At 71.1% G+C, this 22847-nt stretch carries 21 protein-coding genes; 17 read left to right on the top strand and 4 right to left on the bottom strand.

Annotation, left to right across the window (positions count from 1 at the left end; all coding sequences use genetic code 11):
- Positions 1-26 precede the first annotated feature (26 nt).
- From R6Y94_RS11215 to R6Y94_RS11205, 3 genes are read left to right on the top strand one after another with little or no spacing between them, the layout of a single operon-like run.
- On the top strand, positions 27-1172 hold the full coding sequence (locus R6Y94_RS11215; RefSeq protein ID WP_318395754.1) for a mandelate racemase/muconate lactonizing enzyme family protein: 1146 nt from the start codon (positions 27-29) through the stop codon (positions 1170-1172).
- Entirely contained in the window at positions 1169-2065 is an 897-nt protein-coding gene (locus tag R6Y94_RS11210) for a dihydrodipicolinate synthase family protein (RefSeq protein WP_318395753.1), read from the top strand. The genes R6Y94_RS11215 and R6Y94_RS11210 overlap by 4 nt, the downstream gene beginning before the upstream one ends.
- Positions 2062-2823 carry an SDR family NAD(P)-dependent oxidoreductase gene (locus R6Y94_RS11205; RefSeq protein WP_318395752.1) on the top strand — a complete coding sequence of 254 codons (762 nt, stop codon included), beginning with the start codon at positions 2062-2064 and terminating at the stop codon, positions 2821-2823. Before R6Y94_RS11210 ends, R6Y94_RS11205 begins: the two co-directional genes overlap by 4 nt.
- Positions 2824-2937: 114 nt before the next feature.
- Here R6Y94_RS11205 and R6Y94_RS11200 read toward each other — a convergent pair whose 3' ends face one another.
- Positions 2938-3735 carry a hypothetical protein gene (locus R6Y94_RS11200; RefSeq protein ID WP_318395751.1) on the bottom strand — a complete coding sequence of 266 codons (798 nt, stop codon included), beginning with the start codon at positions 3733-3735 and terminating at the stop codon, positions 2938-2940.
- A 396-nt stretch (positions 3736-4131) separates the two neighbouring features.
- Between R6Y94_RS11200 and R6Y94_RS11195 the strand changes: the two genes are divergently transcribed.
- The 9 genes from R6Y94_RS11195 (at position 4132) to R6Y94_RS11155 (ending at position 15655) form a co-directional block, all read left to right on the top strand.
- Entirely contained in the window at positions 4132-5256 is a 1125-nt protein-coding gene (locus tag R6Y94_RS11195) for a DUF2330 domain-containing protein (RefSeq protein WP_318395750.1), read from the top strand.
- A gap of 158 nt (positions 5257-5414) precedes the next feature.
- The gene (locus R6Y94_RS11190; protein WP_318395749.1) at positions 5415-6617 is read left to right on the top strand and encodes an MFS transporter; all 1203 of its coding nucleotides are present in this window, start codon (positions 5415-5417) and stop codon (positions 6615-6617) included.
- A 348-nt stretch (positions 6618-6965) separates the two neighbouring features.
- Positions 6966-7193, top strand: coding sequence for a hypothetical protein (locus R6Y94_RS11185; RefSeq protein ID WP_318395748.1), 228 nt, complete (start codon positions 6966-6968; stop codon positions 7191-7193).
- 417 nt (positions 7194-7610) lie between these two features.
- Positions 7611-7787, top strand: a complete 177-nt coding sequence (locus tag R6Y94_RS11180) for a hypothetical protein (RefSeq protein WP_318395747.1) — start codon at positions 7611-7613, stop codon at positions 7785-7787.
- Positions 7788-7821: 34 nt separating this feature from the next.
- Positions 7822-9588, top strand: coding sequence for a thiamine pyrophosphate-dependent enzyme (locus R6Y94_RS11175; RefSeq protein ID WP_318395746.1), 1767 nt, complete (start codon positions 7822-7824; stop codon positions 9586-9588).
- 70 nt (positions 9589-9658) lie between these two features.
- Positions 9659-12796, top strand: coding sequence for an FAD-binding and (Fe-S)-binding domain-containing protein (locus R6Y94_RS11170; protein WP_318395745.1), 3138 nt, complete (start codon positions 9659-9661; stop codon positions 12794-12796).
- Between the two features lie 5 nt (positions 12797-12801).
- A complete protein-coding gene (locus tag R6Y94_RS11165) occupies positions 12802-13881 on the top strand; it encodes an enolase C-terminal domain-like protein (RefSeq protein ID WP_318395764.1) in 1080 nt (359 codons plus the stop codon).
- Between the two features lie 410 nt (positions 13882-14291).
- On the top strand, positions 14292-14885 hold the full coding sequence (locus R6Y94_RS11160; protein ID WP_318395744.1) for a lytic polysaccharide monooxygenase: 594 nt from the start codon (positions 14292-14294) through the stop codon (positions 14883-14885).
- Between the two features lie 188 nt (positions 14886-15073).
- Positions 15074-15655 (top strand): hypothetical protein, encoded by a 582-nt coding sequence (locus tag R6Y94_RS11155; protein ID WP_318395743.1) that lies wholly within the window; start codon positions 15074-15076, stop codon positions 15653-15655.
- A gap of 133 nt (positions 15656-15788) precedes the next feature.
- On the opposite strand, the gene R6Y94_RS11150 is transcribed toward R6Y94_RS11155, so the two are convergent.
- Positions 15789-16631, bottom strand: a complete 843-nt coding sequence (locus tag R6Y94_RS11150) for a class I SAM-dependent methyltransferase (protein ID WP_318395742.1) — start codon at positions 16629-16631, stop codon at positions 15789-15791.
- Between the two features lie 68 nt (positions 16632-16699).
- Here R6Y94_RS11150 and R6Y94_RS11145 point away from each other — a divergent pair, with 68 nt between their 5' ends.
- Entirely contained in the window at positions 16700-17287 is a 588-nt protein-coding gene (locus R6Y94_RS11145; protein WP_318395741.1) for a TetR/AcrR family transcriptional regulator, read from the top strand.
- Between the two features lie 97 nt (positions 17288-17384).
- Entirely contained in the window at positions 17385-18086 is a 702-nt protein-coding gene (locus tag R6Y94_RS11140) for a VOC family protein (protein WP_318395740.1), read from the top strand.
- On the opposite strand, the gene R6Y94_RS11135 is transcribed toward R6Y94_RS11140, so the two are convergent.
- Positions 18073-18276, bottom strand: a complete 204-nt coding sequence (locus tag R6Y94_RS11135) for a hypothetical protein (protein WP_318395739.1) — start codon at positions 18274-18276, stop codon at positions 18073-18075. The genes R6Y94_RS11140 and R6Y94_RS11135 overlap by 14 nt on opposite strands.
- Positions 18277-18475: 199 nt before the next feature.
- Here R6Y94_RS11135 and R6Y94_RS11130 point away from each other — a divergent pair, with 199 nt between their 5' ends.
- Both R6Y94_RS11130 and R6Y94_RS11125 read left to right on the top strand, forming a co-directional pair.
- Entirely contained in the window at positions 18476-20359 is a 1884-nt protein-coding gene (locus tag R6Y94_RS11130) for a calcineurin-like phosphoesterase family protein (RefSeq protein WP_318395738.1), read from the top strand.
- A gap of 132 nt (positions 20360-20491) precedes the next feature.
- Complete coding sequence (locus R6Y94_RS11125) at positions 20492-21175, top strand: DNA alkylation repair protein (RefSeq protein WP_318395737.1); 684 nt, start codon at positions 20492-20494, stop codon at positions 21173-21175.
- 36 nt (positions 21176-21211) lie between these two features.
- Here R6Y94_RS11125 and R6Y94_RS11120 read toward each other — a convergent pair whose 3' ends face one another.
- Positions 21212-21781 (bottom strand): Lrp/AsnC family transcriptional regulator, encoded by a 570-nt coding sequence (locus R6Y94_RS11120; protein WP_318395763.1) that lies wholly within the window; start codon positions 21779-21781, stop codon positions 21212-21214.
- Here R6Y94_RS11120 and R6Y94_RS11115 point away from each other — a divergent pair.
- Positions 21780-22838 (top strand): Glu/Leu/Phe/Val dehydrogenase dimerization domain-containing protein, encoded by a 1059-nt coding sequence (locus tag R6Y94_RS11115; RefSeq protein WP_318395736.1) that lies wholly within the window; start codon positions 21780-21782, stop codon positions 22836-22838. The genes R6Y94_RS11120 and R6Y94_RS11115 overlap by 2 nt on opposite strands.
- Positions 22839-22847 lie beyond the last annotated feature (9 nt).

Below are 22847 nucleotides of genomic sequence, written 5' to 3'. Positions count from 1 at the left end.
GGTCAACCGCCAGTCGGGAGTCTGTAGTGGAGATTGAGCGGGTCGAGACCCACGTGGTGAAACTGCGTCCACCGGAGGCGTACCTCGGCGCGCGGCCGGACGGCGGTGACGGCGACGCGTACTATCTCCGGCCCCCGTGGCGCAGCCTCTACTCCGACCGGTTCGAGACGCTGCTGGTCAAACTCACCTGCGTCGACGGCACGTACGGCTGGGGTGAGGCGCTCGCCCCGGTGGCGCCGGAGGTGCCCCAGGCGATCGTCGACCGACTGCTCAGCCCTGCGCTGATCGGCCAGGACCCGCGCCGGGTACGCCCACTCTGGGCCCGGCTCACCGGGCTCATGCGGGAACGCGGTCACCTCGTCGGGCACCAGGCCGACGCGCTGGCCGCCGTCGACACCGCCCTGTGGGACCTCGCCGGCAAGGCGTACGGCGCACCGGTGCACGCCCTGCTCGGCGGCGCGTACCGCACCGAGGTGCCGACGTACGTCTCCGGACTGCCCAAGCCCACCGACGCCGCCCGCGCCGAACTCGCCCGCGACTGGGTCCGGCAGGGAGTACGCGCCATCAAGCTGCACCTCGGGCACGGGGTCGACGCCGACCTCGCCACCTACGACGCCGTCGCCGCCGCCCACCCCGAGCTACGCGTCGCGGTCGACGCGCACTGGGCCTACGACACCGCGGACGCCCTGCGGCTGGGTCGGGCCCTGGACGAACGGCGTGCCTGGTTCCTGGAGGCGCCGCTGGTTCCCGAGGACGTCGACGGCCACCGGGAACTGGCGGCGGCGATCGCCACCCCGGTCGCCATCGGCGAGGCGCTGCGCAACCGGTACGAGTTCCGGACCTGGCTCGCCGCCCGCGCGGTCGACCTGTGCCAACCGGACGTGGCCCGGACCGGGATCACCGAGGCGATGGCGGTCGCGGAACTCGCCGCGGCCCACCACGTGCCGGTCGCCCCGCACCATTCGGTCGGCCTCGGGGTCGCGGTCGCCGCCGGCCTGCACCTCGCCGCCGCCGTCGAGGCGATGCCGGCGTTCGAGTTCCAGCCGGGAACCATGGCCGTCGCGAGCCGCATCCTCAGCGCGCCGCTGCCCGGTGGCCCGGTCTCCTTCCCACTCCCCGACACCCCCGGCCTCGGTGTGGATGTCGACCTATCTCTCCTGGAGGACCTGTGACCCGATCACCCGACGTACGCGGCCTGATCCCGGTGCTCGCCACCCCGTTCGCCGACAACGGTGAGCTCGACCTCGACTCGTTGCGCCGGCTGGTCGAGTTCCAGGCCGCAGCCGGCGTCGACGGGGTCGCGGTGTTCGGTTTCGCCAGCGAGGGCTTCGCCCTCTCCACCACCGAGCGGGCCCGGATCCTCGACGTCGTGACCAACGTGGTGGGCCCACACCCGCCGGTGGTCGCCGGGGTGGCGGCCACCGGCACCGCCGAGGCCGTCGAGCAGGCACGCCGCGCCGCGGATCATGGCGCGAGCACCGTCATGGTGGTACCGCCCTTCATGGTGAAGCCCAGCGCCGCGCAGGTGGTCGACTTCTACGGAACGGTCGCCCGGGACGGCGGCCTGCCGGTGATGGTGCAGGACGCCCCCGGAAGTACCGGGGTGACCATGCCGGTGCCGCTGATCGCGGAGGTGTCCAAGGTTGACGGCGTCGCCTCGGTCAAGGTGGAAGCCCCGCCGACCGCGCCCAAGGTCGGCGCGGTGGTCGAGGCCGTCGCCCCGCACCTGCTGGTACTCGGCGGGCAGAACGCCCTGTTCCTGCTGGAGGAGTACCGCCTCGGCGCCGTCGGCACCATGCCCGCCTGCGAGTTCCCGGACCTGCTGCGGCCGGTGTTGCAGACCTGGGCGACGGGTGACGTCCGGTCCGCCCGCGCCGCGTTCAACCGGCTGCTTCCGCTGATCCGGTTCGGCCTGCAACCGGGAATCGCCTGGTCGGTCCACAAGCACGTCCTGGTCCGTCGCGGGATCATCGACTCACCGGCGGTCCGGCCACCGGCGGTGGACGCCACCCCGGGCACCCTGGCCGCGCTCGCCGACATCCTCGACGACCTGGGGCTCCGGTGACCCGGGGAGTCCTGGTCGTCGGCTCCGGCTCGTCGATCGGCCGGGCGATCGGCCGCGCCTTCGCCGACGCCGGGGACACCGTGGTAGGTGCCGCGTTGGAGCAGGTCGACGACTCCCCGTACGCGGCGGACCTGGTCGGGGACTGCGCAACCGCGACCGGCGCCAAGGCCGCGGTAGGCGTCACCGTCGAACTGGCCGGCCGGCTCGACGTGGTGGTGCTCGCGGCGGCCACCATGCCGGTGGCGCCGATCACCGCGACCACCGATGCCCAGTGGCGCTCGGCGCTCGACGCCACCCTCGGCACGGCGTTCGCGGTCAGCCGTGCGGCGCTGCCGCTGCTGGCCGCGGCCGCCCGGCGCGACCACCCTCGGCTGGCCGGCCCCGCGATCGTCGCGGTGAGCTCGGTCAACGCCACCCTCGCCGCACCCGGCCTGCCCGGGTACGCGACCGCCAAGGCCGGGCTGGAGGGACTCGTCCGCCAGCTCGCCCTGGAATACGGCCCGGTGGGCGTACGGGTCAACGCCGTCGCGCCCGGCTTGATCGGCGGCGACGGGATTCCCGACGCCTCGGCGGGCTACCCGCTCGGGCGTACCGGCACGCCGGAGGAGGTGGCGGCGGCGGTGTTCTTCCTCGCCGGAGCGGGCTTTGTCACGGGCGCGGTGCTGCCGGTGGACGGCGGCCTCACGATCGCCTCCCCCGCCGCCTTTCTCCGGCCGGACCTGCGGGCCAGATGGCTGGCACCCGGCGGAGCGCCGTAGGGCTGGTACCGAACCCGACGCCGGCCACCTCCGCCCTGCCGCGGACACGACGGGCGGGAAACGTCGTTGGCCCAGGACCCGACGACTGGACGCCGCGCCCAGCCCTCGGCCAGGTCAGTCGCCGCCGTCGCTGGTGACCTTGACGGCGGCACCGAGGGTCGGTGCCGCCGTCCTGGCGAGTTCGCCGGCACGGGCCAGATCCGCGCTGTCCGCCACGACGATGCTCACCGCCGATCCTGTCGCACGATCGCGTCGCAGCGTCGCCCCGACGACGCGGTACCGAGCGACCACCGCGTCGTACGCGGCGATCGCCTCGGCGGGGAAACCATCGTTGAAGTCGGTCTCGACGCGGAGCGAGGGCCGCACGCCACGCTCGGTGCTGACCTCCAGCGAGGTCACTTTCGAGAGTGGCTGGTGCTGGTCGCCGTCGGCCATCATGTCCTTGAACAGCGCCATCGCGCCGGCGGAATCGACCGCGGTGACCTTGATCTCCCAGCGGTCGGTCTTCTCTTTCCAGGGCGCATCCTTGATGTCGCCGGTCACCACCCGGGCGTCGTCCGTCAGAGAGTGCCACAGCGCCAGTACCTTGCCGGCGCGGGTCTTGTCCGCGACAACGGTGAAGGTGATCCCGTCCGCCGTGATCCGGCCGGTGGTGTTGTCGCGATCGGCGACGTACTCCCTCAGCTCGTTCGCCAGTTCGGTCACGCGGTCGGCCGAGGTGCCGTCCTTGAGGAGAAGCACGCCGCTCGCCGTTCCGAGGAAGGGCAGCGTGTTGTTGTCGGTGGTATGGATTTCGGCGACGTCCGGCGTGCCGGCCCAGTCGTCCTCGAAATCCGCGGCGAGTGCCGAGCCCTTGTCGATGGCGCAGCCGGTCAACAAGGTCAGGCCCAGCGCGAACGCGATGATCGACACCGGCCACCGCAGGCCGTTTCTTCCCAAAGTCGTCTCCTTACAAGGGGTAACCGGCCGGGGTCGATCAGGCGGAGACCTGGCCTGCAGGGGTCGCGACCATCTGAAGCCTGCGGGGGTGTTCGTCGACGGTAAGCAGGTTAGCCTCCTTGATCAAGGCGAGGGCGCGCCGGGTGCCTGATCGCCAGCTTCTCCTGCGGCACACCTCGCTCTCCCGGAGTTTCCGGCTGGCCACCGACAGCATCAGTCGGCGCCGTCGTCGCCATGCACCCGGGTCGACCGGACCTGACCGTGTGCTGCCGACTGGACCCCCGCCCGGTCACGCTCCGGAGCTGCCGCACACTATGCCGACGACACGACGGGGAGGGTGCTGTGACAGTCCGCGGAACAGGCCGGCCGGTGATCCGACCGGAGGTCGCCGAGGAGCACGACGGCCGGACCGGAGGGCGGAACCCGACCGTGGTCGACCACGTCCGACGGGTCATGGCAATCGGCCGCACGGCAGCCCGGATCGGGGTGGTGGTTGCGCTCGCCGGCACGATGCTGGGAGTCGATCCCGCGACGTCCGGCGCCTGCGCCTGCGGGGCGTTCGTCGCCAACGACAAGCTGCGTGCGCAGCAGGAGACCGCGCTGGTGGAGCTGACCGGCCGCACCGAGTCGATCACCCTCTCGGTACAGGCGCGTTCCGAGGCGACCCAGGCGGCGTTCCTGATGCCGGTTCCCGCCCGCGCCCGGTTCGAGGTGGCGAACGGGGAACTGTTCAGCGAGCTCGACCGGATCAGCCGCCCGGACGTAGAGGTGCGGCGCGTGCGGGTGGACGGTGACGGCGCGGGTGCACCCCCGCAGTCCGATCGCGGCGCCACCGTCGTCGACCACATCGAGATCGGGCCCTACGAGGTCGCCCAACTCGCCGGCACCGACGCCACCGCCGTGGCGCGCTGGCTGGGCGACCACGAATTCACCCTGCCCGCCGCCCTCGAAGGCGCGCTCGGACCGTACCTCGCGGAGGGTTGGCTCGTCGTCGCGGTGCGCCTGGCCCCGACCTCCGGCAGCCTCTCCGCCGGACTGCCGCCGATGCGGCTGGAGTTCGAGACCGACACTCCGGTCTACCCGATGCGACTGTCGGCCACGGCCGAGGGCAGTCAGCCGCTGCGCCTGTACGTGCTGGCCGACCACCGGATGGATATCAGCAATCCGGCGCCCAGGGGCAAGGCGCCCGATCTGACCTTCGCGGGCGAGGTGAAGCCGGACCCGCAATACCCGACGCTGTCTGCGGCGTTGGTCGGCCCCCGTTTCCTGACCCGCTACGACGGGGAGTTCAGGCCCGCGCAGATCACCGACGACATCCGCTTCACCCGCTCCGCGACCGACGAGCCCCACCGCGCGGTCGTGATCGTCACGGAGTACGTCCGCTCGCCGTGGCCGATGCCCGCGGTGCCGCTGATCCTGCTGGGCTCGGCGCTGGTCGCCGTCGCGGTCGTGGTCGTGGTCGTGGTCGTACGCCGACGGTCGGCCAGGGCCTGACGGCGTGCTCCTTGCTGGGGGCTCACCCCGACGGCGGTCGAGTCGGTGCCAAGGCGACGGCGAAAACGATTTGACGGCGACGATAGTCTGATCCTCCGTACTTTCGGCGGATCGTGAGTCGCGAGGGGGCCCTGCCCGCTCAAGACTCAGGAGCCGCAATGCGCCGGGCGCCCGCCCTCTCCTTTCTCCTCGTCACTGTCTTCCTCGACATGCTCGGGCTCGGCCTGATCGTGCCGATCGTGCCGGCCCTGATGACGGCCGTCACCGAGGACGCCGCCGCCGCGGTCTTCTGGTCCGGCCTGCTCGGCTCGATCTACGGCCTGCTGCAGTTCGCCGTCGCGCCGCTGCTCGGTCGGCTCTCCGACCGGTACGGTCGACGGCCCGTCCTGCTCGCGTCGCTGGCCTGCCTCGGCCTCGACTGGCTGGCCCATGCGATGTCACTCAGCCCCTGGACGCTCTTGGTGTTCCACGCCCTCGCCGGTGCGTGCGCGGGAACGAACACCGTGGTCAACGCGTACGTCGCGGACGTCACGGAGCCCGAGTCGCGGGCTCGCGCGTACGGGTTGATCGGCTCCGCGTTCGGGGTCGGCTTCGTCGCCGGCCCGACCGTCGGCGGCCTGCTCGGCGCCGTCGACGTACGCCTGCCGTTCTTCGCCGCGGCCGCGCTGTCCTTCGCCAACGTCGCGTACGGCTGGTTCGTCCTGCCCGAGTCGCGGCCCGGTGACCGGACCACCCCGCTCACCCTGCGGCTGGCGAACCCGGCCGGCGCGGTCGCCGTCGTCCTGGGCCGGCCGGTGCTCGGACGGCTCGGGTACGCCCGCTTCTGCGCCGATGTCGCCCGCGTGACCCACCAGTCGGTCTGGACGTTCTTCCTCACGTACCAGTTCGCTTGGAGCACCACGCACGTCGGCGTCGTGATGGCGGCGGGCGCGTTCGCCGGCGCGGTCTTCCAGGCGCGGGCCGTCGGTCCGGTCGTCCGACGGTTCGGCGACAAGCGTGCCGCGGTGGCCGGCAGCCTGCTCGGCGTCACGTCGCTGGCAGGTACGGCGTTCGTGTCCGTGCCGTGGATGCTCTACGTCCTACAGGCGGTCGGCGTGCTCGGCTCGGTCGGCGGTGCGGCCGCACGATCGTGGATCTCCCGCAACGTCCGGGCCGACGAACAAGGGACCGTGCAGGGCGCGCTGACCGGGATCGGCGCCATTGCCGAGACCGTGGTGCCGGTTGCGGCTGGCACGGCGTTCGGGTGGTCGCTGACGTACGCGTCACCAGGTCTGGTCTTCGCCGGTGCGGCCGCCTTCGCGGCCGTGTCGACGCTGCTGCTGGCCGCTACGCCCGACACCCGGACGGCGCCGCTCGGATAACGCCGGTGCGGTCGGCTGGGCATGCACAGGACTCCGACGGTTCCTGCGCCGCCCGGACGACCGCACCTCACCTCGTGGCGCAACCCGCACAACCCGCACCTGAAGTTCCACAACAACCGGCGCGGCTACGGCTGACCCGGTTCACCGCGACGTGCGGCGGCCGTGAGCGTCGTGCCGGACCTCCGGTGTGGACGCGACCAGTTCGACGCGAGGCGTCTATGCTGCCTCGCACGCCAGGCACGTGCTGCCGGGCGCCGAGCACCAAGAGGAAGGGACACTGGTGACACATCCACGCCAGCGGGCTGGGGCGAACGGGCAGCGTGCGCTGTCCGGAGAGCTGAGGCCGGCATGAGCGGCCTCGGGAGGTGGAGCCTCGGTATCGGCATCGGGCTCCTGGTCGTGGCCGTACTGTGCTCGGTGCTGACTCTGGTCCCGGTCGCGGTGATCACCGGCATCCTGGGCCTGGTCGCGCTCGGCATCGCCGGGTACGACGCGGTCTACTACTGGCTGGACCGGGCCGGCCAGCGCCGTCGGGAAGCCAGGGCCCGGGAACGCCAGGCCCGCGAGGGCCGCTGAACCGGAGAGCCGGGGGCCGTTCCCGCACCGGAACGCCAGATCCCGAACCGAGTTCGGCACCCTACGGGTGTCCACGAGGTCTCCGGTTCAGGTTCAGCGTGGTCGCCGAACCCAAACCGGAGACCTCGCTACATCACGACCTCCGAGATGCGAAGATCCGTCGAATCCTGGGGCCCCCTCGTCGCCCGCCCTGGCACCTCAGCACGGGTAGCAGCGGCGGCAGGTCCGTGCCAGCCGGAGGGGCGTGACCTCCTCCGGACCGTCGGCGGCCGGCCCGGAGGAAGCCTCCGACCCGGCTCACCCGTGCAGGTGCCGGTGTGCCGCTCGGATCCTTTGCGGTATGTCCAGTATTCGGATAAAAACTCGCTATCGTCGGGTGGACGGATGTTCGGGGCCGAGGCGACGGGGGGACGGGCGATGTCGCGGGGGCGGGTCGGTGACCGTGTCGTCGAGGCGGTCGGTGCCGCCGCGGGTGCCGCCGCAGATCCCAGGGCGGGCGTGGGGCAGCTCCGCGGCCGGGTGGCCCGGCCGGCTGCGGTCGGGATCGCGGTCGCCCTGGTCGTCGGTTATCTGCTCGGCCGCCGCCGTCGCTGAACCAGTTCGGCCGGTCGGATACGGGGGACCAGTGATGCAGGAGATTGTCGGAGAGGTCGTTGCCCGCCGCCTGGTCGAGTGGGGCGTCGACACGATCTTCGGGCTTCCCGGCGACGGGATCAACGGCCTGATGGAAGGCTTCCGTCGACAGCGGGACCGGCTGCGGTTCGTCCTGGTCCACCACGAGGAGGCCGCGGCCTTCATGGCCACCGGGTACGCCAAGGCGACCGGGCGGCTCGGCGTCTGCGCCGCCACCTCTGGCCCGGGAGCGATCCACCTGCTCAACGGGTTGTACGACGCGAAGCTCGACCACGTCCCGGTACTGGCCCTCACCGGCATGTCGGAGACCTCGGTCATCGGCTCCCAATACCAGCAGGAGGTGCACACCGACCTGCTCTTTCAGGACGTCGCCGGCTACAACGTGGTGGTCATGAACCCGCAGCAGGTGCCGGGTGTGGTCGACATCGCCATCCGCACCGCCCTGGCCAGGCACACCGTGGCACACCTGACCTTTCCGAACGACGTGCAGGTCGCGGCGGCCACGGCCGACCCGTACCGGCACGTCAGCCCGGGAGCCCCGCCACGCAGCAGTCCGTCGGTCGCCCGTCCTCCGGTGCCGGCCGCGCAGGAGGAACTGGAGCGGGCCGCCGAGGTGCTCAACGCCGGCCGCAAGGTCGCGATGCTGGTCGGTGTCGGCGCCCGGAACGCCCGCGACGAGGTGCTGGCCGCGGCCGACCGCCTCGCCGCGCCGATCGTCAAGACGCTCCCCGGCAAGCAGGTCGTTCCCGACGATCATCCGCTCGCCACCGGCGGTCTCGGGCTGCTGGGCACGAAGCCGAGCGAGGAACTGATCGAGGAGTGCGACACCCTCCTGATGGTGGGGACGAACTTTCCGTACTCCAGTTATCTGCCCTCGCCGGGGCAGGCGAAGGTGGTCCAGATCGACCGGGACGCCGACCAGATCGGCATGCGGCTGCCGGTGGCGGCGGCGGTCACCGCCGACGCCGGGCTGGCGCTCAAGCAGCTCGTGCCGATGCTGCAACCGGCCTCGGACCGCTCCTTCCTCGGCAAGTACCAGCGGGCCCGCGACGAGTGGCGGGCGGACATGAAGTCGCTCTGCGACCCGAGCCGGCACCCGATCGCCCCGCAGTACGTGGTCGGCTGCCTGGACGAGATGGCCGCCGACGACGCGATTCTCACCTGCGACTCCGGCACCATCGCCACCTGGTCGGCACGGCACTGGACGATCCGGGGCGGCCGGGAGTACTACCTCTCCGGGAACCTCGCCACGATGGCGTGCGGCCTGCCGTACGCCATCGCCATCCAGCGCGCGTACCCAGGGCGGCAGGTGATCGCGTACGTCGGGGACGGCGGCTTCGCGATGCTGATGGCGGAGTTCCTCACCGCGGTCCGGCACGAACTGCCGATCAAGGTGATCGTCAACAACAACAACGCGTACGGGCAGATCCTCTGGGAGCAGATCGTCCTCGGCTATCCCGAGTATGCCGTCCGGCACCCGCAGCCGGAGCCCGACTTCGCCGCCTGGGCCCAGAGCTGCGGCGGGTACGGCGCCAAGATCACCGAGCCGGGGCGGGTCTCCGCCGCGATCCGGGCGGCCCTGGCCCACCCGGGGCCGGCGCTGGTGGACTGCCAGGTCAACGCCGACGAGCCGCCGATGCCCGGCAAGGTGCGCTACGAACAGGCGAAGGCGTTCACCGAAGCGTTCCTGCGCGGCGAACCGAACCGGATGGCCAAGCTGGCCACGGTCACCCGCGACAAGATCAACCAGCTTCGGTCATGAGCGAGCGCGGCGAGCGGGTCATCGGGCCCGGCGTGCCGGCTGGCGGCACGGAGCGAACCGGCGTACCGAGATGAGTGCGACACACCTGCCCGACCCGGTCATCCGGACCCCCGGGCCGGTCGAGGGGATCGACGTGTCGGGGCTCGCGGCCGACCTGCGCGCCGTGGTGGACGGGGAGGTGCGGTTCGACGCCGGCTCCCGGGCCGCGTACTCGACCGATGCCTCCAACTACCGTCAGGTACCGCTCGGGGTGGTGCTGCCGCGTACCGTGGAGGCGGCCGTGGCGGCGGTGGCGGTCTGTCGGCGGTACGCCGCCCCGGTACTGTCCCGCGGCGGCGGTACGAGTCTGATCGGCGAGTGCACCAACGTGGCCGTGGTGCTGGACTGGTCGAAGTACTGCCACCGGGTGCTGGAGGTCGACCAGGAGCGCCGGACCTGCCTGGTCGAGCCGGGCATCGTCCGGGACACGCTCAACGAGCGGCTGGCGTCGTACGGGTTGGAGTTCGGCCCGATGCCGGCGACCCACGACCACTGCACCGTCGGCGGCATGCTCGGCAACAACTCCTGCGGTGCCAGCGCCCAGCGCAGCGGCAAGGTGGTCGACAACGTCGTCGAACTGGAGGTGCTGCTCTACGACGGCACCCGGATGTGGGTGGGTGAGACCAGCGACGAGCAGTACGCCGAGATCCAGCGCGGCGGCGGTCGGCGGGCCGAGATCTATCGGCAGCTCCGGGCGCTGCGCGACGAGTACGCCGACGACATCCGCGCCCGGTTCCCGAAGATCCCCCGCCGGATCTCGGGCTACAACCTCGACAGCCTGCTGCCGGAGAACAGGTTCCACCTCGGCCAGGCGTTGGTCGGCGCGGAGGGGACCCTGGTCACGATCCTGCGTGCCCGGTTGCGTCTGCTGCCCACGGTCAAGGCACGGTGCCTGGTCGTGCTCGGCTATCGGGATCTCGCCACCGCCGCCGACGACGTGCCGCGCGTCCTGTCGTACGACCCGATCGCCCTGGAGGGGATCGACGACAAGCTCATCGACTTCGAGAAGCGCAAGCACCTGCACCCGGCGGCCCTGCACATGCTGCCGCCGGGCGGCGGCTGGCTGATGGTTCAGTTCGGTGCGGACACGGCGCAGCAGGCCGACGAGGCCGCGCAGCGGTTCAGTGCCGAGACGCAGGGGCTGGACGGGCCGATCGTCTTCCGCTTCGAGGAGGAGGCCGACGAGGCGCAGCTCTGGGCGGTCCGGGAGGCCGGCCTCGGCGCCACCGCCTGGGTACCCGGGATGGCCGACACCTATCCCGGCTGGGAAGACTCGGCCGTCCCGCCCGAGCGGCTCGGCGCCTACCTGCGGGACCTCGATCGGCTCTACCAGGAGTTCGGGTTCGCACAGGCGTCCCGCTACGGGCACTTCGGGCAGGGATGCGTGCACAGCCGGATCCCCTTCGAGCCGCGCACCGCCGACGGCGTACGGCAGTTCCGGTCCTTCGTGGAACGCGCAGCGGACCTGGTGGTCTCGTACGGCGGCTCGTTCTCCGGCGAGCACGGGGACGGACAGGCCACCGGCGAACTGCTGCCCCGGATGTTCGGCGACCGGGTGGCTCGCGCCTTCGGCCAGTTCAAGGCCATCTTCGATCCGACCGACCGGATGAACCCCGGCAAGGTGACGCCCGCGTACCCGATGGACACCCAGTTGCGGCTCGGCGTGGACTACAACCACGGCCCGGTCGACACGGTATTCCGCTACCCGGAGGACGCCGGCAGCTTCCCCCGGGCGGTACTGCGCTGCGTCGGGGTGGGCAAGTGCCGCCGCGAACACGGCGGGGTGATGTGCCCGTCGTACATGGTGACCCGGGAGGAGGAGCACTCCACCCGGGGCCGGGCCCGGCTGCTCTTCGAGATGCTCGACGGTACCGACCGGGGCGGCACGATCGGCGACGGCTGGCGCTCCACCGCGGTCCGCGACGCCCTCGACCTCTGCCTCGCCTGCAAGGGCTGCAAGTCCGACTGTCCGGTGAACGTCGACATGGCCACTTACAAGGCCGAGTTCCTCTCCCACCACTACGCCGGGCGGCTCCGACCCCGCGCGCACTACTCGATGGGCTGGCTGCCCGCCCTGGCCGCGCGCGCGTCGCGGGTCCCCCGGCTGGTCAACAGCCTGGCCCACGCACCCGGCCTGTCCCGGCTGGTCAAGTCGGCGGCGGGCCTGGACCAGCGCCGCGAGCTGCCGCTCTTCGCCGAGCCGACGCTCCAGCGCTGGTTCGCCGACCGGACGCCGAGCGGCGACGGGTCGCGGGGCGAGGTGGTGCTCTGGCCGGACACCTTCACCAACCGGTTCCACCCGTCGGTCGGCCGGGCCGCCGTCGAGCTGCTGGAAGCCGCCGGCTGGCGGGTACGCATGCCGACCGAGACCGTCTGCTGCGGCCTTACCTGGATCTCCACCGGCCAGTTGCACACCGCCAGGCGAACGTTGCGGCGCACGGTGGCCTCGCTGCGGCGGCATCTGCGGGCCGGCGCGCTGGTGGTCGGCCTGGAACCCTCCTGCACCGCGGTGTTCCGCGCCGACGCCTTCGACCTGTTCCCCGACGACGAGGACGTACGCCGGCTCAAGCGGCAGACCGTGACCCTGGCCGAACTGCTACACGAGCACACCCCCGGCTGGCGGCCGCCCCAACTCTCCCGGACCGCGTTGATCCAGACCCACTGCCATCAGCACGCCGTGCTCGGCACAACTGCCGAAGCGGCGGTACTGCGCCAGGCCGGGGTGACGGCACACTTCCTCGACTCCGGCTGTTGCGGACTGGCCGGCAACTTCGGCTTCGAACGGGGACACTACGAGGTCTCCGAGGCCTGCGCCGAACGGGTGCTGCTGCCGGCGGTACGCGCCGCCGAACCGGGCGATGTCATCCTCGCCGACGGGTTTAGCTGCCGTACCCAGATCGAGCAGGGCGCGGCGGACGGGCGTGCCGCGATCCACCTCGCCGAGTTGCTCCGCGCCGGACTGCGCGGCGATCACGGCGAACCGATGCCGGAACGCCGGTGGGCCCAGCGCCCCGAGCAACCCACCGCGCCGCTGCGGGCGCTGGTCGGCGCGGCGGCCGGGGTCGCGGCGACCACCGCGCTGATCGGCGCGTTGAGCGCGCTGGCCGGCACCCGTGTCCCGGGGCGCGGGCCGGGCGCGTCCGGGACCGGCACCAGCCGCCGGCGGTGAGCGGGATGCGGCTGGTCGCCCGGGCCTACCGGATGCCGACCGACTGGCCCGAGGCAGACGCCACGCTCGCCTGGTCCAGCACCACCCTGGTACTGGCCCAGGCGAGCGCCGACGGGTGCACCGGGCTCGGCTGGACGTACGGGCCGGCGGTCACCGCCGGTGTCGTCACCGAGTTGCTCGCGCCGGTCGTGACCCAGATCGACCCGGACGACGTACCGGCCGCCTGGCTGGCGATGCACCGTGAACTGCGCAACGCCGGCCGGCCCGGAACCGGGGCGCTGGCCCTCTCCGCGGCGGACAACGCGATCTGGGACCTCAAGGCCCGCCGGCTGAACCTGCCGCTGGCCCGCCTGCTCGGTACCGCACGACGCCGGCTGCCCGTCTACGCCAGCGGCGGATTCACCAGCTACGACAGGGAGCGGCAGCACCGTCAGTTGGCCGCCTGGACACGGGAGCAGGGCATCCCCCGGGTGAAGATCAAGATTGGCGGCTCGTGGGGGGCCGAGGAGAGACGCGACCTGGCACGAATGGCAGCCGCCCGTCGCAGCATCGGTGAGGAGGCCGAACTCTACGTCGACGCCAACGGCGGTTACCGGCGCAAGCAGGCGATCCGGGTGCTGCGGGCGGCCGGCGACCTCGACGTCCGGTGGTTCGAGGAGCCGGTCAGCTCCGACGACCTGGCCGGGCTGGGCATGGTCCGGGACCGGGTGACCGCCGACGTGGCGGCCGGCGAGTACGGCTACGACCTGGCCTACTTCCAGCGCATGGTGCCGTACGTGGACTGCCAGCAGGTGGATGTGACTCGATGCGGTGGGATCAGTGAGTTCCTCCGGGCGGCGGCGGTGGCCGCAGCAGCCGGACTGGAGGTCTCCGCGCACACCGCGCCGAACCAGCACCTCGCCGTCGCCGCGGCGGTGCCGAACCTACGCCACCTGGAGTGGTTTCACGACCACGTCCGCATCGAGACACTCCTCTTCGACGGCGCGGTGCAGGCACTCGGCGGCGACGCGCCGGTGAACCTGACGGAACCGGGCAACGGGCTGGCGCTGCGGCAAGCCGACGCCGAGCCGTTGCGGATAGCGTGACGGGCCTCTGATCCACGATCCGTCCTGCCCGTCCCCGCCTGAGGCCCAACCTCATTACAGCCCACGTATATTTACCGAGGACTTTGCCTTCGCCCTGCGTCGGGTGCCGCCAACCGTCCGGCGACCTGTCACGCCGTTCGTCGCTGACCGCCGGATTTCCCCGCCCGTCCGGGCGGACAAGCCACGCACCCGACGGCGACTCCGGCCAACTCGGCCCATGCCAATACTAATAGACGATCGTTGATATTTCGACCCGTAGGTGTGATACTTGCTGGAAGCGCTCCCACAGTGATCGTCAGCGCCCGAGGAACGGAGGATGTACAGTGCGTTCACACAAGCCCGATCAATCCGGTGGGCGAGCCCGGTCAGCCGCCCGCCAGCCCCTTCGAGCGCTTGTCATTGTGCTCGCCATGGTGGCCAGTACGCTGACCTGGACCGGCACGGCCCAAGCTCACGGCACCATCGTCAACCCGGCGTCTCGGGCCTACCAGTGCTGGAAGGACTGGGGAAGCAACCACACGAACCCGGCCATGCAGCAACAGGACCCCACGTGCTACCAGGCGTTCCAGGCCAACCCTGACACCATGTGGAACTGGATGAGCGCGCTGCGCGACGGCCTCGGCGGGCAGTTCCAAGCCCGTACCCCCGACGGACAGCTGTGCAGCAACGCCCTCTCCAGGAACAACAGCCTGAACAACCCCGGATCGTGGAAGGCAACCAACGTCGGCCGCAGCTTCACGGTCCAGCTGTACGACCAGGCCAGTCACGGTGCCGACTACTTCCGGGTCTACGTCACCAAGCAGGGGTTCAACCCCACCACCCAGCGCCTCGGTTGGGGAAACCTCGACTTGATCACGACGACCGGGCGTTACGCGCCGGCGCAGAACATCTCGTTCAACGTCTCGACCTCTGGGCGCACCGGCCACCACATCCTCTTCGTGATCTGGCAGGCATCGCACCTGGACCAGGCCTACATGTGGTGCAGCGACATCAACATCTCCTGATCCGCAAGCCCGACAGCCGCGGAACTACTCCGGCCCAGGACATCGTCCTGGGCCGGAGTAGTTCACCGGAGGTGGCCCAGCCGGCCGTGCGGAAAGATCAACCGGCAACCGGGCTGCTCGCGTTCGGCGCCATGTGGACCGAGGAGATCGTGGCCGGGCGCCCGGCATGACGGCACACCCCGTCGGGCGTGGTGTTCCGGAAGGTTCCGGGCGGCACGTTCCAGATGGGCCTGCCCGACGCGGAACTGGAGGCGGTCCGCGCCATCGAGCGCAGCGGCGGGGTCGAGGACACCGTCGAGCCGTTCCTCGCCAGCGCAGCCGACGCACGGCCGGTACGCGAGGTGCGGGTCGAGCCGTTCCTGATCGCCCGGTACCCGCTGACGGTGGCGCAGGTCCGGCACTGGCTGCCCGAGTACGAGGACGCGTACGCCGAGGCGGACACCGGCACGGCCCGGCTCGAAGACGACCTGGACGACCTGGTCGAGGTTCGGTCACGACAACCCGGGGAGCAGTTGCCGTGCCCGGGCCCGTTCGTCGGCGCATACGTCGTCCAGATGCTCCGGTACCGGTGTGTCCAGGCACAAGCGAAGCATTTCGACGGCCTCGGTGCGCCGGCCCTGCCAAGCCATCAGATCGCCGAGACAGCACAGCGCGACAACCCTGGTGACACCGCCGGTGTCGGCATCCCCGGCGGCCAGGGCGTCCCTGAGTGCCACCTCCGCCCGCGTCACCTCGTCCCGGTCGAGCAGACGAAGCGCCTTGGCCAGTAGCAAAGGTGCGGGCAGCGGCATGGAAGCATGATGGCAGTTCACCGAGCAGTCCTGAGCAAACCAGCCGCTGCCGCAGCCCCGACCGCAGCTGGCGGAGGGTGCGTACCTCAGTGACAGTCGTCGGCGCACCGGCTCAGTTGGCCTTCCTTTCCCGGGACTGGACACCGGTCAGCGTCGCGGTGAGGCCCCAGGTGGCGTACGACAGCGTGACGGAGGCGCCCAGGGCGTCGACCGCCGTGCCCACGGCCGCCAGCACCCCCGCTACCCGGTCTGGCGGCAGACTGCTGAGGCCGCCCGAGGTCGACACCAGATCCAAGAGCTCGTCGCAGGTGTACGAGCGCTTCCAGTCGTACCGCCACAGTTCGGGCTCGCCGAACCCGCCCGCCTCGCGGATCCCGTCCGCAGCCCTGGCGTACAGCGCCTGGTACCCGTCGAGGAGCGAGCCGTCCGAAGGGCCGCGCAGGTTGAGCGGTGAGTCAGGGGCCACGCGGCGGTACTCCGCAGCGAGGGCGTCCGCGACGGTGGGCGGAAGCTGGTACACATGCCCGAACGGCGCCAGCACGCCGCCCGGTCGCAGGATCCGTGCCGCCTTCGCCGCGCCGGCGATCGGGTCGACCCAGTGCCAGGCCGTACCGGAGACGACCGCGTCGAAGGTCCGCCCGGCCGGCTCCCACGCCTCGAAGGTGGCGACCTCGACCTCGAGGCCGGTCCCGCGCGCGAAGTCGGCCATCCGGGGATCGGCCTCCACCCCGAGCACCGCACAGCCGGCGGCCAGGAACTGGCGGGCTTCGATGCCGGTGCCGCAACCGACGTCGAGGAAGTCGGCGCCCGGGCTGAGGGCCACGATCCGCTCGATCATGGCGTCGGGGTACGCGGGCCGGTTCCGGTCGTACCGTTCGGGGTCGATCCCGAACGACTCCGCCATGCGGCGGTGCAGGTGCGGGTCCGGGGTGGGCGACGACGATATAGTGGGCATGCGCCCACAGTAGTGGGCGCATGCCCACTACTGCAATCGTGTTCGCTCGGCGAGGAAAGGGACGCCCGTTGCCGACCGGCGTAGCACTACAAGATCCACGCCGACAGCTCTTCGACGCCGCCGTGCGGGTGCTGGTCCACGACGGCGTCACCGGCCTCACCAGCCGGGCGGTCACCACGGAGGCGGGCGTTGCCAAGGGGGTCCTGCACCGGCACTTCGCCGACTTCGACGCCTTCCTCGCCGAGCTGGTGCTGGACCGCATCGCTCAGGTCGAGGCTCAGGCCACCGCAGTGCGGGACGCGGCCGGAACCGGCAGCGTCGCCGACAACCTGACCCGTGCCCTGGTGACCCTCTTCGAGCCGGTCATGGTCGCGATCGTGGTCCTTGTCATCGCCCGGGACGAACTGCGCACCCGGCTGCGTGCGGCGGGCACCGCCCGGTTTCCGCTCGTCGGCGAGGGGGTGGCCATGATCGCCGGGTACCTGACAGCCGAGCGGGACCATGGCCGGATCGCCTCCGACGCCGACATCGACGCCCTCGCACCCACCCTGATCGGCGCCGCGCACCTGCTGTTCACCGAAGCGGCGGGCAGCCCACCGGAGCCCGGAGCCGTCCACAAGGTCGTGACCACGGTCCTGGCCGGTGCCATGCGGTGACTGTCATCCCCCTGAACCAGGCGGGCCAGGGGATCCCGACACGGCAGGCTCGGTTCGCCGCCTTGTTGTCCTGCCGACCCCTGTCTACTCTGCGGTGATGCTCTCGCGACTGTTGACGGTGGCCTTCGATGCGCACGACCCGGCCCGCCTGGCGCAGTTCTGGGCCGGCCTCCTCGGCCGGGAGGTCGTCGAGGAGGCCACTGGTGCGCTCCTGCCCGGTGGCGACACCCAGCTCAGCCTCCGGTTCGTCCAAAGCCGCACGGAGAAGGTGGGGCTGAACCGCATGCACCTTCACCTGACCAGTGCCAGCCTCGCCGACCAGCAGCACAAGGTGACGACGGCGCTGGGGCTCGGCGCCGGCCACCTCGACGTCGGGCAGCGCCCCGAAGAGGGGCACGTCGTCCTGGCCGACCCCGAGGGCAACGAGTTCTGCGTGGTCGAGCCGGGTAACGCCTTCCTCGCCGGGTGCGGCTTGCTCGGGGAGCTCGCCTGCGACGGCACCCGGGAGGTCGGCCTCTTCTGGAGCGAGGCGCTGGGCTGGCCCCTGGTGTGGGACCAGGACCAGGAGACCGCGATCCAGTCACCGGACGGCGGTACGAAGGTCGCGTGGGGAGGCCCACCCGTGGCCCCGAAAGAGGCGAGGAACCGACAGCGCTTCGACCTCGCCCCGGCCGGTGACCAGCAGTCGGAGGTCGACCGGCTGGTCTCCCTCGGTGCCACTCGGCTCGAGGTCGATCAGGACAGCGCCGTCGTGCTGGCCGATCCGGACGGCAACGAATTCTGCGTCAGGGGGAACTGAACCACAGCACGGCCAGGTTGCCCAACGGGTCGGGGCGGGCCGCCGCCGGATCGCCTCCCGCCGTATCCGGGCCGCCGCGTCCGTCCCACCACTCCCACACCTGCACCGATCGGTGGACGGCCCAGCCACCGCCCCGGGGCAGGTCCATCAGGACGGACACCGTGACCTCGCGCCCTGGATCGCTGGGCATGGCGTGACGACCAGCGGGTCCTCCGGTCGTGGCTGATCCCTGCCGACAAGTGGCGGTCAGGTGAACTCTCGAAATCGTGGCTACGACCGAGGTTTGCCCCAAGTGGAGGCTTTTGTTCAGGTTGATCGTGGAAGATCAATTTCTGTCGGTCGGATGACCGACCGTGTCCCGACGACTCACCGGAGAGTAGTGCATGTTGATGTCCTCCACGCGAGTACGCAGCAAACTCCGCGTCGCCCTGACAACCCTCACCACCGTCGCGGTCGCCGGAGCGACCGCGACGGTCGTTTCCGCCCCCGCTGCCATGGCGACCCGTTCGGAGAAGACCTGGAACGAGACCGCGTACCGCGGCCACGTCGAAGTGCTCCGCGACAACGGCCGTCCCGCCGACCCCACCGTCCTGACCGGCAGGGTCTTCGTCGACCGTGACCGCGACAGTGTCAGCGACCGCCGCGAGCGCGGCCTCGCCGGCGTCGAGGTGTCGAACGGTCGCGACGTCGTCACGACCGACCGCGACGGTCGCTACCGGCTTCCCGTGTACGACAACATGACGGTCTTCGTCACCCAGCCGTCCGGCTACCAGGTGCCGGTAGACGAGTTCAACGTCGCGCAGTTCCACTACCACCACCTGCCCGAGGGCTCGCCGGAACTGCGCTACGGCGGCATCGCCCCGACCGGGCCGCTCCCGGCCGCGGTGAACTTCCCCCTGGTGGAGAGCACGCTCACCCGGTCGCAGGAACAACACTGCGTGATCGCGGGCGACCTGCAGACGTACGACCAGACCGAGGTCGGGTACGCCCGCAAGGGCGCGATCAACGACCTCGCGAGGCGGCACGACTACCAGGGCTGCGGCAGCCTCTTCATCGGCGACGTCGTCGGTGACGACCTCTCCCTCTACCCGGACGTGAAGCGGCTCACCCGCCTCACCAACGGCCCGGCCCGGTTCCTGCCGGGCAACCACGACCTGGACTTCGATGCCACCACGGCCGAGCACTCGTTCGACACGTTCCGGGCCCAGCTCGCACCCGCGTACTACTCGTACGACGTCGGCAACGTGCACGTCCTGGCGCTCAACACGGTGCGCTACCCGTGCACCCCTGAGGTCGACAACGTCGACGGTACGCGGCCCAGCTGCAACGACCCGGTGAATCAGCCCCGCTACGCCGGCCGGCTCGACGAGAACCAGCTCAAGTGGCTGGAGCGGGACCTGGCCAGGGTCGACCGGGACAAGCTCGTCGTGGTCGCCAGCCACATCGGCCTGCTGAACTTCGCCGACGAGAGCAGCCCGATCCACCAGGTGGCCCAGGTCCGCGAGGTGTACGACCTGCTCAAGCGCCGCAAGGCCGTCGCCGTCGCCGGGCACAGCCACTCGATCGAGAACCTGAGGGCCGGCGACGCCGTCAGGGGCTGGCGCGAGGTCTACGGAGTCGAAGGGCTGCCGTTCCCGCACATCACGGCGGGAGCGATCTCCGGCGACTGGTACTCCGGCGAGGTGACCGGGGAGGGCTACCCGACCGCACTCCAGCGCGACGGCGGCCGGCCCGGCATCCTCACCCTCGACGTCAGGGGCAGCTCGTTCAAGGAGCGGTTCACGGTGACCGGCGAGAGCGACCGGGTGCAGACGCAACTCGGCGTCAACAGCCCGACCTACCGCGAGTGGTACGTCGCGCGGGGCGAGTGGAACGACGAGCCGCAGGGCCCGGCACCCGAGCTCGGTGACCCGCACGTGATCGACCGCGCGGACCTGGCCGGCCGGACCTGGCTCACCACGAACTTCTTCATGGGTGCCACCGGCTCCACGGTCAAGGTCCGCATCGACGGCGGCGGGGTACGGCCGGCGATCCGCACCCAGCAGATGCGCGGTGAGAGCCAGTTGGTCGGCCCGGAGTGGTCGGATCCGACCGCCGCCGCGCAGCAGTTGGTCCACGGCGGCAGCCTCGCCGACCGGACGATGCACCTGTGGCGGTTCGAGCTCCCTGCCGACCTCGCCACGGGCCCGCACCGCGCCGTGGTCACCGCCACCGACTCGTACGGCCGCGTGTTCACCGACATCCTGAGCTTCCGCGTCGTCGAGCAGCGGTAACCGGTTGCCCGTTTCCGTTCGGCGGATACGTTCCGAGCAGGCTGCCACCGGATCCGAAGGTCCGCACCGCGGCGCCGCCGGTAGGGACTCCGTCGTAGGCTGCATCTCGCCCGTGGTGGACAGGAGGCTGAGATGGCCGAGACGACGCTGACCGAGACGATGCTGGCCGAGGTGCTGGCCGAGCTGGCCGAGCTCGAGGACCCGAAGATCCGCAAGGTGAACGAGAAACACGGTGACGATCACGGTGTGAACCTCAGCAAGTTGCGCGCGCTCGCGAAGCGGCTGAAGACGCAGCAGGAACTCGCGCGCCAGCTCTGGGCGACGGATGACACCGCGGCGAGACTGCTGGCGATGCTGATCTGCCGACCGAAGGCGTTCGCGCGTGACGAGTTGGACGCCATGTTGCGCGAGGCGCGCACGCCCAAGGTGCACGACTGGCTCGTGAACTACGTGGTGAAGAACAATCCGCACTCCGAGGAGCTGCGCCTGGCCTGGTTTGCCGATCCGGACCCGGTGGTCGCGAGTGCCGGCTGGGCGCTGACCACCGAACGCGTGGCCAAGAAGCCCGAGGGCCTCGACCTCGCAGGACTGCTCGACGTCATCGAGGCGGAGATGAAGGGTGCCCCGGATCGCCTGCAGTGGGCGATGAACCACTGCCTGGCTCAGATCGGGATCGAGCATGCCGAGCACCGCGCCCGGGCGATCGCCATCGGCGAGCGCTTGGAGGTGCTCAAGGACTACCCGACCTCCCCGGGCTGCACGTCTCCGTTCGCGCCCATCTGGATCGGCGAGATGGTGCGCCGACAGCACGCCTAGCGCGATTCCGACTCGCCGGGGATCGCGCTCACATGATCATAGATCGATCGGTTCGATGACCTGCTTCCGGGCGTGCTGGTAGATGATCGAGCTGCGGAAGCCGACGATCTCGCGGCGCCCGCTGAACTTGTCCATGAGGAAGGCGTGCAGGCCGTCCACGCTGGGCACGGCGACGTGGACCAGGAAGTCGTCGCCGCCCGCCACGACGAACACCGACAGCACCTCGGGCAGGTCCATCGCGTACTTCTTGAAGCTGTCGATGACGGTACGGCTCAGGGGCCGGACCTGTACGTGCAGCAGGGCCTGGACACCGCGGTTCAGGGCGGGCAGGCTGATCTCGGCGTGGAACCCAGTGATCACGCCGCGTTCCCGAAGCGCGCGTACCCGCTCGAGGCAGGTGGACGGCGCGATGCCGACCGCGTGGGCCAGTTCGCGGTTGGTCTGCCGGGCATCCGTTTGCAGGCGTTCGATGATCGCCGTATCAAGTTCGTCCACGACCCAGATTTTGCCAGCTTGTTCGAACGACGTTCGGTAAGAGCGAGACAGAGCCGACCACATGCCTAATGTCGGCCCGGTTGCGACAAGCGAACGGCAGGGAGCGATCATGGTCACGAGCGGGATCGACACGGACTTCACGCACGAACACGTCGTCGTCGGGCAAGGCGCACGATCGGGCCTGCCGATCGTGGTCGCGGTGCACTCCACCAAGCTCGGGCAGGCCATCGGCGGCTGCCGGCTCGCACCCTACCCGGACTGGCGTGCCGGGCTCACCGACGCACTGCGGCTCTCCGCCGCGATGTCGGACAAGTGCGCGCTGGCCGGTCTGCCCAACGGCGGTGGCAAGGCCGTCGTCGCCCTGCCTCTGGGCAGCCCGCCGAACGGGACCGACCGCACGGCGGTGTTGCACGACGTGGGCGACGTCATCGCCGGCCTGGCCGGCAGCTACGCCACCGGCCCGGACGTGGGCACCGGACCGGACGACATGGTCACGATCGCCGAGCGCACCCCGTACGCGTTCTGCCGACCGGTCGACGCCGGCGGCAGCGGCGACTCCTCCGAGTACACCGCCGTTGGTGTACTCGCCGCACTACACGCGCTGTGTTCCGAGAGGTTCGGCTCGGACGACCTGTCCCGGCGCAGCTTCGCCGTGCTCGGCCTCGGCCGGGTCGGTAGCCACGTGCTGCGGATGCTCACCGACGCCGGCGCGACCCTGGTCGCCAGCGACATCGACGAGAGCCTGCGCCCGCTCGCCGAGGCCGCCGGTGCCGCCTGGGTCAGCCCGCAGGAGTGCCTGACCGCCGACGTGGAGGTGCTCGTTCCCGCCGCCCTCGGCGGTCTACTGACCGCGCGTACGGTGCCGGCGCTGCGCTGCGCCGCGATCGCCGGACCGGCCAACAACCAACTCGACACCCCGGCCACCGCCGACCTGTTGCACCAGCGCGGCATCCTCTGGGCGCCGGACGTCGTCGTCAGCGCCGGCGGCATCATCCACGCCACCGCCGTCGAGCTGCTGCACGAGACCTCCGCCCAGGCCGCCGTCCGGGTCAGGGGCATCGCCGACACCCTCGCCGGCATCCTGCGTACCGCCCGAACCACCGGCTCGACCCCGGCCGAAGCCGCACGCTCCCGCGCCCGCCGACGCATGCACGGCGGCCGCGGCTAACCCCTGCCG

The organism is Plantactinospora sp. KLBMP9567 (genome assembly GCF_033446045.1).
In the GTDB taxonomy this organism is placed as follows: domain Bacteria; phylum Actinomycetota; class Actinomycetes; order Mycobacteriales; family Micromonosporaceae; genus Plantactinospora.
The sequence above is the reverse complement of the archived record's forward strand: the minus strand, read 5'-3'. Positions and strand labels throughout refer to the sequence as shown.